Below are 15,703 nucleotides of genomic sequence, written 5' to 3' on the forward strand. Positions count from 1 at the left end.
CAATTTTGTTCCTACACTCCAAAACGCCAGCATTTTGTTCTCGATAAACCCGAGAACCCGACCAGGAAAGTCAACAATTTGTCACGGACAATAATACCTGGAGCGTCTAGCACAGCACTCTTATAAAAAAGTCAAAACCTTGACGAATCGAAGAAAGGGAACCATCATTTAGCCATTACCCCGCAAATTCCCTGCAAATAGATAGGTAATTGCGTTTTACCCAGCGAAGCAGCTGTTCGTCTGGCGCCACTTATAAAGCAAGCCCTGCCTTTATGGATGAGCAGCCGAACAAGGAAGCCCTGGTGTGCAATGAGGGATGTTTTTATGCGCGAGAAGTCGTCAGTCGACAGCCTGTTTTTGACCCGGGCCGGTTTCATTGAGTTTTTTGTTGTTTTCGTAAAGTTGATGCACGGCCTCACCGCCGTTTTACCAGCACTGATCCTGCTGTTTTATCCAGACCCGATGGCCACCGAGCTGCGCGCCCACTTTCTAGGCTTGCTGCTGTTTTTCGCGATCCTGACGATTATTCTGTTCCAGGCCATGGGGGTGTACTCCGAGGAACTGTTCAGCAACCGCCTGCGGTTTCGCACCATGCTGGTGGCCTGGTCTTCCGCGTTTTGCATCCTGCTGTTCATGTACCAGATCCTGCAGATGTTCCCGCAGTTGAGCCCACGCAACCTGGCGTTCTGGTTTGTCACCAGCCTGGGGCTGTTCGGGCTGGAGCGGATGGTGATGCTGCGCCTGTTCCGCAACCTGATGATGAACGGCAAATACCTGCAACGTACGGTGATCCTCGGCTTCACCGACACCGCCGTGCACGTCGCCGACCACTTGCAGCGCAATGGCGATATCCGCTCCGGCCTGATCGGTTTTATCGACGACCGCACCGAACGCATTCCCAAGGAACTGAGCAACCTGCCGCTGCTGGGCAATACCCGCGACCTGGAAAAACTGATCCGCTCCGAGCAGGTCAACCAGGTGATGATCACCCTGCCCTGGGCCGCCGAACAGCGGATCAACGGGCTGGTGAAGCGCCTGCGCCAGATGTCGGTCAACGTGATGCTGGTGCCCGACATGGCCGCCCTGCGCTACGGCCACAGCCGCATCACCGATGTCGGCGGCATCCTGATGTTCAACACGTCCCATGTGCCGCTGCGGGGCTGGTCGCCGTTTATCAAGCGCTGCGAAGACCTGATCCTGGCGGCCCTCGGCCTGGTGGCGTTGTCGCCGATCATGCTGATCACCGCGATTGCCATCAAGCTCGATTCCAAGGGCCCGGTGCTGTTTCGCCAGAACCGTTTTGGCTACAACGACAATGTGATCCGGGTGTTCAAGTTCCGCTCGATGTACGCCGAGATGAGTGACTTCAACGCCGACCGCCAGACCACCCGTGGCGACCCGCGCATCACCCGCGTGGGCCGCTTTATTCGCAAGACCAGCATCGATGAGTTGCCGCAGCTGTTCAACGTGCTGCTGGGCAACATGTCGATGGTCGGCCCGCGCCCCCACGCCACCGCGACCAAGGCCGCCGGGGTGCCCTACGAAGTGGCCGTCAGCGAGTACAGCTCGCGGCACCGGGTAAAACCGGGCATCACTGGCTGGGCGCAAATCAACGGCTATCGTGGTGAGACCGACACCCTGTTCAAGATTCAGAAACGCGTTGAGTACGACTTGGAGTACATCTCGAAGTGGTCGGTGTGGTTCGACTTGTACATCGTTTTCATGACGGTCCCGGCCGTCCTTTCGACCAAGGAAGTCTATTGATGAACACCCTCAACGGATTAATTCCCTGCATCATTTCCGGTGGCTCGGGCACCCGCCTGTGGCCGGTGTCGCGGCAGAACATGCCCAAGCCCTTCATGCGCATGCGTGACGACCAGAGCCTGTTGCAGAAGACCTTCCTGCGGGCCAGTCACTTGCCGGGGGTGGAAAGCGTGGTAACGGTGACCAACCGCGACTCGCTGTTCCGCACCCTCGATGACTACCGCGTGGTCAACAAAAACCACCTGGCCCTCGACCTGCTGCTGGAACCGTTCGGGCGCAACACCGCTGCTGCGATCGCGGTGGCCGCCCTGCATGTACAGGAAAACTTCGGCAGCGACGCGCAGTTGTTGATACTCCCCGCCGACCACCTGATCCTCGATGAAAGCGCCTTCGCCGACGCCGTCGCCCAAGCCCGCGAGCTGGCGGAAGCCGGCTACCTGGTGACTTTCGGCATCCAGCCCGACCACCCGGAAACCGGCTTCGGCTACATCGAGCAAGGCGACGTACTGGGCCAGGGTTTCCGGGTCAAGCGCTTCGTCGAGAAGCCTGACCTCGCCACCGCCCAGGGTTACCTGGACGGCGGCAAACACCTGTGGAATGCCGGGATGTTCTGCTTCAAGGCAAGCGTCCTGCTGGAGGAACTGGCCCTGCACGCGCCTGCCGTACTGGATGCGGCGAAAGCCGCCCTCGACCACGGCCACAGCCTGAATAACAACAGCTGCCGCCAGCGCGAGCTGAACGCTGAAGGTTTCGGCGCGGCGCCGGATATCTCGATCGACGTGGCGCTGATGGAAAAATCCGCGCAAGTGGCCGTGGTGCCCTGCGACATCGGCTGGAGCGACATCGGCTCCTGGGACGCGGTGCGCCAACTGACTCCGAGCGATGCCAACGGCAACCAGGTCAATGGCGAAGCGATCCTGCATGACGTGCACAACTGCTACATCGACTCGCCCAAACGCGTATTGGGCGCGGTGGGCGTGAGCGACCTGATCGTCGTCGACACCCCGGACGCGATCCTGATTGCCGACGCCCGGCGCAGCCAGGACGTGCGCTACATCGTCGCCGAACTCAAGCGCCTGGACCATCCGGCGTTCAGCCTGCACCGCACCGTCACCCGGCCGTGGGGCACCTACACCGTGCTGGAAGAAAGCAGCCGCTTCAAGATCAAGCGCATCGTGGTCAAGCCACAGGCCTCGCTGTCGTTGCAGATGCACCATCACCGCAGCGAGCACTGGGTAGTGGTCAGCGGCGCGGCAATGATTACCAACGGTGATCGCGAGTTCCTGATCAACGCCAACGAGTCCACCTACATTCCGGCCGGGCACAAACACCGCCTGACCAACCCCGGCATCATCGACCTGGTGATGATCGAGGTGCAGAGCGGCGAGTACCTGGGCGAAGACGACATTGTGCGGTTTGACGACATCTACGGCCGGGCTCCGGCCGAAGTGAAGAAGTGATGCGTACTGCCCTGATCATCCCGACCCGCAACGCGTCCAGCCACCTCGACCGGCTGCTGCCGGCGCTGCGCATGCAAACCCTGCAACCGGACGAAACCCTGGTGGTCGACAGTGCCTCCAGCGATGACACCGTGGCGCGTTTTCGCGAGTTCGGCGTACGGGTCGAAGTGATCGACGCCAAGGATTTCAACCACGGCGGCACGCGCCGCTGGGCCAGCGAGCAAGTCGACGGCGACGCGCTGATCGTCATGACCCAGGACGCGATTCCCGCCGAACCCGAGACCTTCGCCAACCTGGTGGGCGAGCTGGAACTGGACCCGCTCAATGGCGTTGCGTATGGCCGCCAACTGCCGCACCCGGATGCCGGCGTGCTGGGCGCCCAGTCGCGCCACTTCAACTACCCGCCGCAAAGCCGAAGCAAAAGCCTGGCGGATGCGCCGGAGCTCGGGATCAAGACCTGCTTCAGCTCGGATTCTTTTTCGGTGTACCGGCGCAGCGCCCTGCAAGCCGTCGGTGGCTTTCCCGCGGACGTGATCGGCAGCGAGGACGCCTACGTCGCCGCCCGCATGCTGCTGGAAGGCTACAAGGTGCGCTATGCCGCCACCGCCCTGGTCTATCACTCCCACGATTACCGTCTCATGGATGAGTTTCACCGCTACTTCGACATTGGCGTGTTCTACGGCCGCGAGCCGTGGATTCGCCAGGCTTTTGGCGATGCCGGCGGTGAAGGTAAACGCTATGTACTGGCCGAGCTTCGAGCATTACGCGAAGCCGGTGCATTGCACCGCGTACCCGAAGTACTGGTGCGCAGCGCGTTCAAATTGCTCGGCTACCGGCTGGGCCATCTGGAGCGCCAGCTCCCCCTCGCCCTTAAGCGGCGCATCAGCATGTTCCCCGGTTATTGGAGGTGAGCATCATGACCTACAGGAAGACCCCTTTGATGAAACGAACCTTGCTCGTCCTGGCCATGATGGCATTGGCCGCCTGCAATACCCCGGCGCGGATCGTCGCGCCCGACGGGAAAACCGTGGATGAGGGCAAGCAAGCCCTCGACCGCATGGCGCAGTTGCCACCCGCGGTGGAGCGGATCCGCATCGGCGACCAGCTGCGGATTGTGCGCGATGCCGGGGAAATGCCGACCCTGTCGGCGTTCAACGTCAGCACGATTTATGAGCTGACGCTGTACACCGTGCAGAACGACGGCAAGATCAACTACCCCTTCCTGGGGCCGATCCAGGTGGCGCGGCGCACGCCGGCGGAAGTCGCCGCCGAGCTGAGCCAGAAGCTCGCACCGGTGTATCGCGAACCCCGGGTGACGGTGAACATCAACCAGGCACCGGGTAACACGGTGATCGTCGGTGGCGCGGTGTTCAACCCGTCGGCAATCTCCATCGCCACGGCCCCGACCATGGAACAGGCGATTCTCGGTGCCGGCGGCGTGAGCCCGGTGGGCAACGCGAGCATGGTGGCCCTGTTGCGTGAGGACGGCCAAGGCGTCTACCACGCCTACTTCCTCGATTTCAGCCAGTACCTGAAGAACGGCGCACTGGGCCGCAAGCCCGTGGCGCTGCAACGCGGTGACGTGGTGTTTGTACCCAAGTCCAACGTCGGCGAACGGATCCAGGGCGTGGACACTTACCTGAACCAGCTGATTCCCTTCACCAAATCCATTGGTGTGGGCTACAGCTACACCACGAACCACTAAAGGAGCGACATCCCATGATCGAGATCCGTTCTTTTCGTGATCTTCTGCGTCTGTTCTTCATCTTCAAGCACGAGTTCAAACTGGCGGCGATTGCCGCGCTGGTGATCATTTTGCTGGGGGCGTTTTTGCTGCCGGCCAAGTATGAATCCACCGCGCGACTGCTGGTCAAACCGGGCCGTGACTCGACGATGCCGATCGAGGTCGACAACCGTCAGCCGATCGTCATGCCGAGCACCCAGCGCGACCCGATTGTCGACGAAGAACGCCTGCTGACCGGGCGTCCTATCGTGCGGGCAGTGGCGGAGCATTACCTGGACGTGATGGACAAGATGCAGCCGCCGGAAGGCGTGTGGAAGCGCACCAAGTGGTACGTCAAAAAAGGCATCAGTGCCGTGTTTGACGGTGTGCGAGTGGTGCTGGAAACCGTCGGTATCGTCGAAGAAACCACCCCGGTGGAACGCCTGGCGAAAAGCCTGGAGAAAAACTTCGAAGTGACCCACGCCGTCGGTTCTACGGTGATGGACATCAGCTTCCGCTGGGATGACCCGCAAATCGCCCAGGCGGTGGTCAAGGATTGGGTCGAAACCTACATCGACGAACGCACCCAGGCGTTGGGCCGCAAGAGCCTGTATGCGTTCTATGAAGGCCAGGTGTCTTCCAGCGCTGCCCAGATCAAGAGCTACAAGGACCAGATCCTTACGCACTTGAACGAGATCGGCGCGTCGAGCATCACTGATCGCCTGGAAGACTTGTCCGAGCGAATCAACGTGCTGCGTGGCGAAGTGTTCAACTCCACTCGCCTGATCGCCTCCTCCGACGTGGCGTTGCAGAGCACCCGTGACCAACTCAAGGGCCAGCCCAAAGAGGTGACCACGGTTCGCCAGATCGCGTTGAACCCGCAGCAACAAGACTTGCGTCGCCTGCTGAACCAGAAGCTCCTGGAAAAAGCCGACATGATGCGTACCTACACGGATAACGCGCCGCCGGTCAAAGCCCTGGACGCCTCGATCCGTGCCATGCAGGCCCAGGTGGCGGGTGAAAGCGACACGGTGCAAAGTTCCGAGAACCGCGCGCCGAACACCCTGGAAATCCACTTGCAACGGGTACTGCTGGATGAAACCAGCCGCAACCAGTCCCTGCGTACACAGTTGGTGCAACAGCAGAAACAACTGACGGAACTGGAAGCCCAACGCAAGGAGGCCCTGGCCATCGAGCCGGAACTGGCGCGCCTGGCCCGTGAGCTGAACGGCACCGAGAAAAACTACGCGCTGTATGTGGACAGCCTGGAAAAATCGCGGATCGACCGTGAACTGGACAAGAGCCAAATCAGTAACATCGCGGTAATCGAAGAAGCCACCCTGAACCCTGGGCGCGTCTTCCCGAAAACCCTGCTGATGCTGTTGCTGGCGATCCCGTTCTCGATCGTGGTGGGGCTGCTGGTGATCTACCTGTGCTACCTGCTGGATCAACGGATCCACGACGGCGGCCTGGTGGAAGGCAAGTTCGGCCTGCCGCTGTGGACCACGCTGCCGGAGCTGGACACCAGCACCGCGCAAAGCACCAACGCCTTCAACGCGAGCATCTATCGCCTGTACGGCTTGCTGCCGCTGGAGCGTATTGCCGAACAGGGCCTGACCCTGGGGCTGACCTCCGCGCGACACGGTGAAGGCGTGAGCTTTATCGTCGAGCAGTTGCGCCAGTTGCTGGAAGAGAACGGCGTGCGGGTGCGGGTCGGCGGGATTGAGCCGGCGATTCCGGGCCAGGTGGTGTTGCTGGATGCCTCGGCGTTGCTGGACAATCGCGATGCGTTCATCAACCTGCGCCGTGCCGACCTGATTGCACTGGTGGTGGAAGCGCAAAAAAGCACGGTGCCGGTGGTGGAACACGCGCTGTCGATCCTCACCACGGCGTTCGGCAAGGTCGATGGCATCATCATCAACCGCCGCAAGTTCGAGGTGCCGGTCAAGGTGCTGAAAACCATCGCCAAGTACCGGGGTTCGTTCTGATGCGCATCGCCCTGCTCGCTCCCCTGCCGCCGGAAAAGAACGGGATCGCCGACTACGCGAACCACTTCAAGACGGCACTGGAGCAACTGGGCGTCGAGGTGGCTACCCCTTGACGGGTGTGGTCGGCAGCACGGCGTCGATCAAGCAAGCCCTTGCCGGTTTTGACTGGCAGGGTGTTGACCTGGTCCACGCCGAGCTGGGCGGTGGGCGGCTGGGGAGTTTCTGGCCCTGCGCGAGTTGCGCAAGGCCTTCCCTGCCCTGCCGCTGACGGCCACGGTGCATGACCCGGAACGCATGGTCTGGCGGCGCGAGCAATTGCCCTTTCCGTTGAACCTGCTGGAATCCTTGCCCAGCCCATTGCCCCAGGCGGCAGTGGTGCTGGCCGATCCCTTGACCCTGCGCGAAGAACGTCACGTCGCCCAGGGGCTGACCCGGCTGGTGACCCTCACCCGCCTGGGTGCCGACTGCCTGACGGCGCGCATGCAATTGCCCGCCGGCAAGGTGGCGGTGATCAACCACGCCAACCTGGATATTGCGCCCGTGGCCTTGCCGCCACTGGACACGCTGCACCTGCTGTATTTCGGTTTTATCTACCGTGGCAAAGGCATCGAAGACCTGTTGCAGGCACTGGCCGCCGTCTTCGAAAAAGCCCCCGAATTGCGTGACCGTGTGCGCCTGACCCTGGCCGGTGGCACTGCCGCCGAAATGGCGTTTGGCGCGGGCGGCAATTACCTGGAGCAGTTGAAAAGCCAGATCGCCGAACTCGGCCTGGCAAGCTCCATCGACTGGCGGCTGAATTTACCGGCCAGCGACATTGCGCAGACGATCCAGGCGCACCATGTGATGGTGCTGCCGTATCGCGAATCGAAAAAACTCGGCCTGCTGGGCCGCCAGCGCGGCACCAGCGGCGCGCTGTCGTGGGCAGCGGCTTGCGGGCGCGGTGCGATTACGTCCGATGCCCGGGCGTTTGCCGAGGAAGTGGCCACCGGCAACGGCGCCATCTATGCACAAGGCGACGTGGCTGCGCTGAGCGAACAACTGCTGTTGCTCGCGCGCAACCCGCAACGGGCCAGGGACTGGGCCGAACGTGCCGCCGCGATTGGCCGCGAACGGCTGTGGCCGTTGACCGCACAGAAGTTCGCAAGCCTGTTTGAACACGCCATTGCAGGAGGCAACCATGGCACGTAAACGGACTTACCTGGCAACCCTGGCGGTCGTCGCCGCACTGGGTTTGACCGCCTTTCTCTGGGGCCGCCCGGCCGACGCCGAGAGCCATGTGCTCAAGAGCAACAAAGAGATCGTATGGAAGGATTTCCTGGGGGTGAACGCGCAGTTCCTGTGGTTCAGCCCCGAGCGTTATCAGAAGCAGATCGATCGCCTCAAGGCCCTGGGCCTGGAATGGGTGCGCCTGGACCTGCACTGGGACCAGCTGGAAACCGCCGAGAACCAGTACAACGTCGCGACCCTCGACGAACTGGTGAACAAGCTGCAGCAGAACCAGATCAAGTCGGTGTTCTACCTGGTGGGCTCGGCGAAGTTCGCCACCACTGCGCCGGCCTCTTCGCCGTATCAGGACCAGTTCCCGCCCAAAGACCCGAACATCTTCGCCAACCGCATGGCGTTGCTGGCCCAGCGTTACCCCAGCGTGGAAGCCTGGCAGGTGTGGAACGAGCCGAACCTGCTGGGGTTCTGGCGCCCCGTCGCCGACCCGGCCGGCTACGCCAACCTGTTGCAAGTCACCGCTGCCGCGCTGCGGGTGGTGAACCCGAGCAAACCGGTGGTGGCCGCCGGCATGGCGTTCTTCAGCGAAATGCCCAACGGCCAGAACATGCTCGACGGGCTGCTGCAACTGGGCGTGCCGAGCCTGAATACGGTCATGTCGTATCACCCTTATACCCAATTGCCCGAGGGCAACACCCCGTCGACCCTGGACTTTGTCGCCAAGACCAGCGCCCTCAACCAGAAACTGCGGGCTGCCGGGGTGACTACCCTGTGGAGCACCGAGTGGGGCTGGTCGACCTATAAAGGCCCGAAAGAGGTCCAGGATTTCATCACCCCGCAGGGCCAGGCCGACTACATCGTGCGCCGCATCGCGCTGATGAGCGCGCTGGATTTCGACAAGATTTTCCTGTTCACCCTGAGCGACCTGGACCAGCGCGCCAGCGTGCGCGACCGGAGTTACGGCTTGCTGGATATCGACACCAACCCCAAGCCGTCGTACACCGCCTTGCAGAATTTCCTCCAGGTGAGCGGGCCAAAATTGACCCCCGGCGACCCACCCACCGCCGACCAGTTACCCGACGGCCTGTTCAGCATCGGCTGGACCCGTACCGACGGGCGCAAGGTGTGGTTCTTCTGGTCGGCCCGTGGCGGCAACGCGCACTTGCCCGGCATGACCACTGCCACCTTGTATGATCCCTTGCGCGGCACCGAAACACCCTTGAGTGGCACCAATGGCCTGGACGTACCGGTCAAGCCGAACCTGCAAATTCTGTTATGGGATTGAAGCCACCCATGCGCATCCTCTGGATCCTGCCCTACTCGCCTTGGCCCGCTACCAGCGGCGGCAAGACGCGCCAGTTTCATTTGTTGCGCAGCCTGGCTGCGCGCGGGCACCGGATCACCTTGCTGTTGCATGACAAACACCCGGTGTCGCTGACGGATCGCCAGGTACTGGAAGCCTTCCTGGAGCACGTGATCATCCTGCCGCGCCGCCCGCTGCGCAGCCTGAAAACCCTGCTGGCCGGGCTGTTTGCGCCGTACCCGTTGCTGGCCAGTGTGAATGGCCTGTCGGGCGAGCTGCAGGACACCTTCGAGCGCTTGCTGGCCGAGCATTGGGACGTGGTGCAGATCGAACACACCTACACCTTCCAGCCTTACGAAGATGCATTGGCCCGTCGCTCCCAGCCGTTTGTGCTGACCGAACACAATGTCGAATCGTCCCTCGGGGCCGCTACTTACGACCGCCTGCCCGGCTGGGCGCTGCCGTTCATTCGCTACGATCAATGGCGCTACGGCCGCTGGGAACACCGGGTCATGCGCCAGGCGGCGCAGGTGGTGGCCGTGACTGACGCTGACGCCCAGACCCTGGCGCAGATTGCCGGCAAGTCGGTACCGGTGGTGGTCAATGGCGTGGATTGCGCGCATTTTGCCGCCGCCCGCCCCGACCCGACGACCCGCCGTGTGCTGTTTCTGGGCAACTACGAATACGCGCCCAACGTCGATGCCATCGAGTGGGCCCTGGATGAAATCCTGCCGAAGGTCTGGGCACGCTGCCCCGATGCGCGCATGAGCGTGTGCGGCTTCGGCATGCCCGAAAGCTGGCGCGAACGCTGGAAAGACGGGCGCATCGAGTGGCAAGGGTTTGTGCCCAACCTGCTGGCCCTGCAATCGAGCTGCTCGGTATTTTTGGCGCCGTTGCGCCATGGCGGCGGCTCCAAGCTCAAGGTGCTGGAAGCACTGGCCGCCGGCCTGCCGCTGGCAAGTACTGACCAGGGCGTGTCTGGCCTGGACCTGGTGGAAGGCCTGGACTACCTCGGCGGCCAGACCGCCGACAGCCTGGCCGACGCCGTGGTGCGCCTGCTGCAACAGCCTGAAGTGGCCGCCCCGATGGGCGAAGCCGGTCGCGCCTATGTGCGCCGCGCCCATGACTGGAGTGTCGCGGCCAGCCAACTGGAGCAGGTGTACGCACAACTGTCGCCCCTGAGCCAAAAGGAGCCGGCATGCGCGTAGGCCTCGATTACCGCACCGTCGGCACCTCGCCGCAATCGGGCATCAGCCGCCAGGTGTACGCCCTGGAAGATGCCCTGCGCGCCATGCCGGGCATCGAGCTTGAGCGCTTCAGCGTCGCGCCGCTCGGCGATGAGCTGCGCCTGCATGCCCATTGCCCGGACTGGGGTTGCGCCAAGACCGCCATGCACCAGCCCCATCAGCGCCTGCGTTTCGAGGCCGGATTCCTGCCCAAGGCCCTGCGCGATGAGCGTATCGATGTATACATCAGCACCTTCAATATGGGCCTGCCGCTGCCGCCCAAACCCAAAGGCCTGCGCACCGTGGTGCTGCTGCATGATCTGTTTCAGATCACCCTGGACAACTACCACGCCAATCGTCTGAAGGCGCTGATCTACAAGGCCAGCGATCGCGCGTCGATCACCTATGCGGTGCACACGGCAGACCGGGTGTGGACGCCTTCGCAGTACAGTGCCGATGAAACGGCGCGGCTGTTTCCCAAAGCGGCGGGCAAGATTCGCGTGCTGCCCAATCAGGTGGTCGGCTTTACCGGACTGCCGGCGGACCTCACGGCCCGGCAACTGCCCGAGCACTACTGGCTGTTGGTGGGCACCCGGGAATTGCGCAAGAACGTGCCGTTCCTGGTGGACGCCTGGCACCAGGCCCGCAGCCAATCGCCGAGCGTGCCTGAACTGGTGCTGGTGGGCAGCCTGGAACATTTGCCCGAAGCGCAACGCAATTACCCCGGGATACGCGCGTTGAGCGGCGTATCCGACGCAGAGTTGCACGGCCTCTACCGCAAGGCCTCGCGCCTGTGGCAGCCTTCTTATGCGGAAGGGTTTGGCTTGCCGGTGATCGAGGCCCTGAGTGTCGGCACCCCGGTTGCGGTGGCCAGCGGTACCTCGCTGGACGAAATCACCCCGCCGTTGGCGCCACGTTTTTCACCCACCGACGGTGCAGCCCTGGTGCAATTGATGCTGCACCTGGCCGACCAACCCGTTGAACAGCCACCTGAACAGTTACGCAGCTGGGCCGAACGCTTCAACCACCAGGCCTACCGTCGGCGCCTGGCCGAACTGATCGAGGAATTGAATTGAGAATCTCACTGGGTAGCCTCGTCGCCATCGTCTTCGGCCTGCTGTTTGGTGGGTTGATCCTGTTCCTTTCCCCGGTCAAGGCCTTGCTGGCGGTGATCGGCCTGGCCGCTGCCGTGACGATTTTGCGGTTCCCGTTCTGGGGACTGCTGCTGTTCGCCCTGGTGGCAACGTTCATGCCCTACTCCACCCTCAACCTGGGGATTCGCAGTACGGTCAGCGAAGCGCTGATCGCCCTGACCTGGGCGGCGGTGATCTGGCACGGTTTCCTCTCGCGCCTGCCGGCTGCGCCACCGCTGTCGCGGCGCCCTACCGACCGCATGTTGATGTGGCTGATGATCTTCACCGTGGTGCCGTTTATCGTCGGCCAGGTCAGCATCACCGCCGAGGCCAGCGGCCTGGCGAACTGGTTGCGCTGGCTGCTGAACCTGTCGGTGCTGTTCCTCGCCGCCAAGCTTTTGGTTGAACAGAAGAACCGCGAAGCCCTGGTGATCGCCTTGTTGCTGGGCACCCTGGCGATGCTGGTGATGTCCATCGGCGTATTTATCCGCTCGCGCTCGGCCTCGGGCATGTTGCCGATCCTGACCTTGATGAACTACGGCAGCCTCGACACCCTGTCCCTGGGCCTGGGTGCCATGGCGTCGCGGATGGGCTCGCCATGGATGCACCCGAATGCCACCGGCGGGATCATGGCGCTGCTGCTGCCGTTGGCGTTCTGCTACGGCATCACCAACACCGGCTGGAAACGCGGCCTCGGCCTGGGCGTTGCCTGCCTGGGTGCGGCAGCCCTGCTGTTGGCCAGTAGCCGGGGGGCGATGGTCAGCCTGGCGCTGGTACTGATCTGGATGGCGTCGCGGCGGGTGCCGTACACCGGGCGTTTGCTGATGATCGGCGTGGCGTTGGCCGTGGCGCTGGTGCTGTCGTACCCACCGTTGCAGGAGCGTCTGGCGACGATCTTTTCAACCCAGAACGCGAGTACCGAAGTGCGCTTCGACGAATACCGGATGTTCCCTCAGGCCGTGGCCAGCTACCCGCTGGGTATCGGCTTCAAGGTTGACCCTCCGGTACCGGGCACGCACTTGCTGGGGATCTCCAACCTGTGGCTGAACTTCGTCTACAAGACCGGCGTGATCAGCATGCTGCTGTTTATCGCCGTGACCTGGCGCTGGTGGCGCGAGTCCCGGCCGGAGATCGGCCCGATCCGCCTGACCAAGGACAACGCGATCTGGCTGGGCAGCACGGCGGGGATTCTGTCGGCACTGGTCAGCGGTTTTTTTGACCACTACTTCAGCTTCGCCCTGGTGATGATTGCGCTGTTCTGGCTGATGGTGGGGATCAACGTGCTGGAGGCGCGGCGGCTGTTTCCGGCGCGCCTGCCAAAGGTCAAGACCGTGTCCTACCGCAAGCCCGTGCTCGATAGCGTCGGGCCCTAGGCATGCTGGGATCGGCGTTCTGGTTGACCCTGGCGACGTTGCTGGGGCTGTGCCTCGGGTTTGCCCGTGAGTGGTTGTTGGTGGCGGCCTGGGGTGCGGGCGAGCGCAGCGATGCGTTTCTGATCGCGCTGTTTTTGCCCGAAGCGTTGCGCATGTCGCTGGCCGGGGGCGTGCTGAGTGCCGCCGCCCTGCCGCTGTACCTGCAACGCAAGGACGGCGAGCGCCTGGATTGGCTGGCGGTGTTGTTCCCGGCGCTGCTGCTGATCGCCCTGGTGACCAGCCTGCTGCTGACGTTGCTGGCGCCGTGGCTGGTGCAACTGCTCGGCCCGGGGCTGGCGGCGACGGCCACCAGCCTCGCCAGCAGCAACTTGCAGATTCTCGCCTGGAGCGTGCCGGGGCTGATGCTGCATGCGCTGTTCAGTATCCCGCTACAGGCCAACGAGCGCTTTGTGGTCGCGGGGCTCGGCTCGTTGCTGTTCAACCTGCCGCCGGTGACCTACCTTGCCCTCGCCGGTACCGCCACGCAACCGCACTCGCTGGCACTGGCCTGCCTCACCGGCAGCCTGCTGATGCCGCTGGCGCTGTTGCCATCGATGCTGCGCCTGGGCTGGCGGCCGTGGCGGCTGAGGGCTTCAACACTGGAATTACGCGAGCTGGGCGCACGCATAGGCCCGCTGCTTTTAAGCAACGGCGCCAGCCAGGGTTTGGCGTTGATTGAACGGCTGGTGGCGTCCTTGCTGGGTGAAGGCGCGGTGACCTGGGTCAACCTGGCCCGCAAGCTGATGAACTTGCCGTTGATTGCCCTGATGAGTCTTAACCAGGTGCTGCTGGGCATGATGAGCCGCCGCCAGGGCGATGAGCGCTTGGCCCTGCTCAAGCGCGGCGTGGAAACCGCCAGCCTGCTGACCCTGCCGGCCGGCGTCGGCCTGGTGGCGGCGGCGCCAAGCCTGGTGGCGTTGCTGCTGCCGGCGCAGTCGGTGGATTCGCCGTTGCCGCTGCTGTTGGCCTGGTTCGCCGTGCCGCTGGTGTTCGGCGCCTGGAATGCCCTGCTGGCGCGCTACGCCTATGCCGCTGGCGACACCCGCCAGCCGCTGCGTTGCGAGCTGTTGGGGAGCCTGGTGAACGTATTGCTGCTGGGTGTGCTGCCGTTTGTGTTTGGCCTGGCGGGCATTCCGCTCGCCGCCCTCGCCGGGGTGCTGTGCACCGCGTTGCTGTTGATGCAACGCCAGGGCTTGCTCGGCGCCCTGCCCTGGAAGTGGCACTGGGTGTTGAGTGGGCTGGTGATGGGTTTGGCCGCGTTGGTGTTGTTTCGGATTCAAGGTATTTGGCTGCAGCTGGGGTTGAGCACCCTGGCTGGGGCCGTGGTGTTGCTGGGCATGGGCCTGTGGCTCAAGCCGTGGCGCAAGGCAGATTTATAGAGTGGGAGCAGTCAGGTGAAAAAACGCTGGATTCAAATGGATATTGCCAAGGGCATTGGCATCCTGATTATCGTGTTCGGGCATGGCTGGTTCGTGGAGCATTCCCCGAACTTGCTGTACCCGATACTCGCGGTCTTCATCCTGCCGCTGTTCTTCTTCCTCTCCGGGGTGTTCTTCAAGCCCGAGCAGCCGTTTGTTGAAATGGCGGTGCGCAAGGCCGATGCCCTGCTCAAGCCGTTCTTCACCACGATGCTGGTGTACGTATTGGTGCGCGACATCCTGCGCGGCCAACCGCTGCTGCCCGACATTGGTGGCGTGCTCTACGCCTCGGTGGACACCCTGCCGTGGCAGGCCTTGTGGTTTTTGCCGCACTTCTGGGTAGCGATACTGTTTGGCTGGGTGATGCTGCGGCTGATGCAACGCCTGGGCCTGTCCCTGGTGTGGAGTTGCGTGGTGGTGGGCGTGCAGTTGCTGCTGGGGGTGTGGACCCTGGACTGGTTCTGGCAGGTACCGATCACCATCGGCGGCCAGACCTGGACGATGCCGGGGCTGCCCTTCAGCCTGGATGTGACGCTGATCAGCAGCACCTATTTCATCCTCGGCTACCTGCTGCGGGACATTCTGCGCAAACACCAGAGTTCGCTGCTGAGCATGGTGGTGGCACTGGTGGTGTACTTCGCGATTTTCATCCCGACCTGGGACACCATGGACCTGGCCCAACGGCGCTATGACCATTGGCTGTGGACGAGTGCCCTGGCGGTGATCGGTGTGTACATCTGCTGGGCGCTGGCCGGGTTGATGATGACGTCTGCGGTGCTGACCCGCGCCATGACCTACATCGGACAGTCGACACTGATCCTGTTGATTTTCCACGGCGAGATCCAGCACAAGACCATTGCCCTGCTGCAGCACCTGGGGTTGCCGGATGTGGCGGCGGCGTTTATCGGGCTGGTGGTGGCGGTGGTGGTGCCGTTGATGATCGGCGAAGTGATCAAGCGGGTGGCCTTCCTGCGGTTTTTCTACTTCCCGTTCCCGGTGCGCAAGGCGCCGGCGGTGGCCGGGGAAAAGCCTGGGGCATAAACCCCAGGCCTGCG

At 62.9% G+C, this 15,703-nt stretch carries 11 protein-coding genes and 1 pseudogene; all 12 read left to right on the top strand.

Features of this window, described 5'->3' with window-relative positions:
- The first annotated feature begins 324 nt into the window (after positions 1–324).
- The 12 genes and pseudogenes from JFV30_RS18800 (at position 325) to JFV30_RS18855 (ending at position 15,689) form a co-directional block, all read left to right on the top strand.
- Positions 325–1,764 carry an undecaprenyl-phosphate glucose phosphotransferase gene (locus tag JFV30_RS18800; protein WP_010166655.1) on the top strand — a complete coding sequence of 480 codons (1,440 nt, stop codon included), beginning with the start codon at positions 325–327 and terminating at the stop codon, positions 1,762–1,764.
- Complete coding sequence (locus tag JFV30_RS18805) at positions 1,764–3,224, top strand: mannose-1-phosphate guanylyltransferase/mannose-6-phosphate isomerase (RefSeq protein ID WP_201124893.1); 1,461 nt, start codon at positions 1,764–1,766, stop codon at positions 3,222–3,224. Before JFV30_RS18800 ends, JFV30_RS18805 begins: the two co-directional genes overlap by 1 nt.
- Positions 3,224–4,135 (top strand): glycosyltransferase family 2 protein, encoded by a 912-nt coding sequence (locus JFV30_RS18810; protein WP_003208209.1) that lies wholly within the window; start codon positions 3,224–3,226, stop codon positions 4,133–4,135. The genes JFV30_RS18805 and JFV30_RS18810 overlap by 1 nt, the downstream gene beginning before the upstream one ends.
- A 29-nt stretch (positions 4,136–4,164) precedes the next feature.
- Entirely contained in the window at positions 4,165–4,929 is a 765-nt protein-coding gene (locus tag JFV30_RS18815) for a polysaccharide biosynthesis/export family protein (protein WP_010166652.1), read from the top strand.
- Positions 4,930–4,943: 14 nt separating this feature from the next.
- On the top strand, positions 4,944–6,935 hold the full coding sequence (locus JFV30_RS18820) for a GumC family protein (RefSeq protein ID WP_010166651.1): 1,992 nt from the start codon (positions 4,944–4,946) through the stop codon (positions 6,933–6,935).
- Positions 6,935–8,123 (top strand): annotated as a pseudogene (locus tag JFV30_RS18825) (glycosyltransferase). The gene JFV30_RS18820 and the pseudogene JFV30_RS18825 overlap by 1 nt, the downstream one beginning before the upstream one ends.
- Positions 8,113–9,441: a GH39 family glycosyl hydrolase gene (locus JFV30_RS18830; protein WP_201124894.1), complete on the top strand. Its 1,329-nt coding sequence runs from the start codon at positions 8,113–8,115 to the stop codon at positions 9,439–9,441. Before JFV30_RS18825 ends, JFV30_RS18830 begins: the two are co-directional and overlap by 11 nt.
- A gap of 8 nt (positions 9,442–9,449) precedes the next feature.
- Positions 9,450–10,667: a glycosyltransferase family 4 protein gene (locus tag JFV30_RS18835; RefSeq protein ID WP_201124895.1), complete on the top strand. Its 1,218-nt coding sequence runs from the start codon at positions 9,450–9,452 to the stop codon at positions 10,665–10,667.
- A complete protein-coding gene (locus tag JFV30_RS18840) occupies positions 10,658–11,761 on the top strand; it encodes a glycosyltransferase family 4 protein (RefSeq protein WP_010166647.1) in 1,104 nt (367 codons plus the stop codon). Before JFV30_RS18835 ends, JFV30_RS18840 begins: the two co-directional genes overlap by 10 nt.
- 2 nt (positions 11,762–11,763) lie before the next feature.
- Positions 11,764–13,191 carry an O-antigen ligase family protein gene (locus JFV30_RS18845; protein WP_201126218.1) on the top strand — a complete coding sequence of 476 codons (1,428 nt, stop codon included), beginning with the start codon at positions 11,764–11,766 and terminating at the stop codon, positions 13,189–13,191.
- A gap of 2 nt (positions 13,192–13,193) precedes the next feature.
- Positions 13,194–14,609 (top strand): lipid II flippase MurJ, encoded by a 1,416-nt coding sequence (locus tag JFV30_RS18850; protein ID WP_201124896.1) that lies wholly within the window; start codon positions 13,194–13,196, stop codon positions 14,607–14,609.
- Positions 14,610–14,624: 15 nt separating this feature from the next.
- A complete protein-coding gene (locus tag JFV30_RS18855; protein WP_446739862.1) occupies positions 14,625–15,689 on the top strand; it encodes an acyltransferase family protein in 1,065 nt (354 codons plus the stop codon).
- Positions 15,690–15,703: the final 14 nt, after the last annotated feature.

Source organism: Pseudomonas sp. TH32 (assembly GCF_016650855.1).
Lineage (GTDB): Bacteria > Pseudomonadota > Gammaproteobacteria > Pseudomonadales > Pseudomonadaceae > Aquipseudomonas.

What these genes read in the sequence shown, in the direction of transcription:
- JFV30_RS18800 (WP_010166655.1), top strand. Translation starts at nt 325, where the DNA reads ATGCGCGAGAAGTCGTCAGTCGACAGCCTGTTTTTGACCCGGGCCGGT.
- JFV30_RS18805 (WP_201124893.1), top strand. Translation starts at nt 1,764, where the DNA reads ATGAACACCCTCAACGGATTAATTCCCTGCATCATTTCCGGTGGCTCG.
- JFV30_RS18810 (WP_003208209.1), top strand. Translation starts at nt 3,224, where the DNA reads ATGCGTACTGCCCTGATCATCCCGACCCGCAACGCGTCCAGCCACCTC.
- JFV30_RS18815 (WP_010166652.1), top strand. Translation starts at nt 4,165, where the DNA reads ATGAAACGAACCTTGCTCGTCCTGGCCATGATGGCATTGGCCGCCTGC.
- JFV30_RS18820 (WP_010166651.1), top strand. Translation starts at nt 4,944, where the DNA reads ATGATCGAGATCCGTTCTTTTCGTGATCTTCTGCGTCTGTTCTTCATC.
- JFV30_RS18830 (WP_201124894.1), top strand. Translation starts at nt 8,113, where the DNA reads ATGGCACGTAAACGGACTTACCTGGCAACCCTGGCGGTCGTCGCCGCA.
- JFV30_RS18835 (WP_201124895.1), top strand. Translation starts at nt 9,450, where the DNA reads ATGCGCATCCTCTGGATCCTGCCCTACTCGCCTTGGCCCGCTACCAGC.
- JFV30_RS18840 (WP_010166647.1), top strand. Translation starts at nt 10,658, where the DNA reads ATGCGCGTAGGCCTCGATTACCGCACCGTCGGCACCTCGCCGCAATCG.
- JFV30_RS18850 (WP_201124896.1), top strand. Translation starts at nt 13,194, where the DNA reads ATGCTGGGATCGGCGTTCTGGTTGACCCTGGCGACGTTGCTGGGGCTG.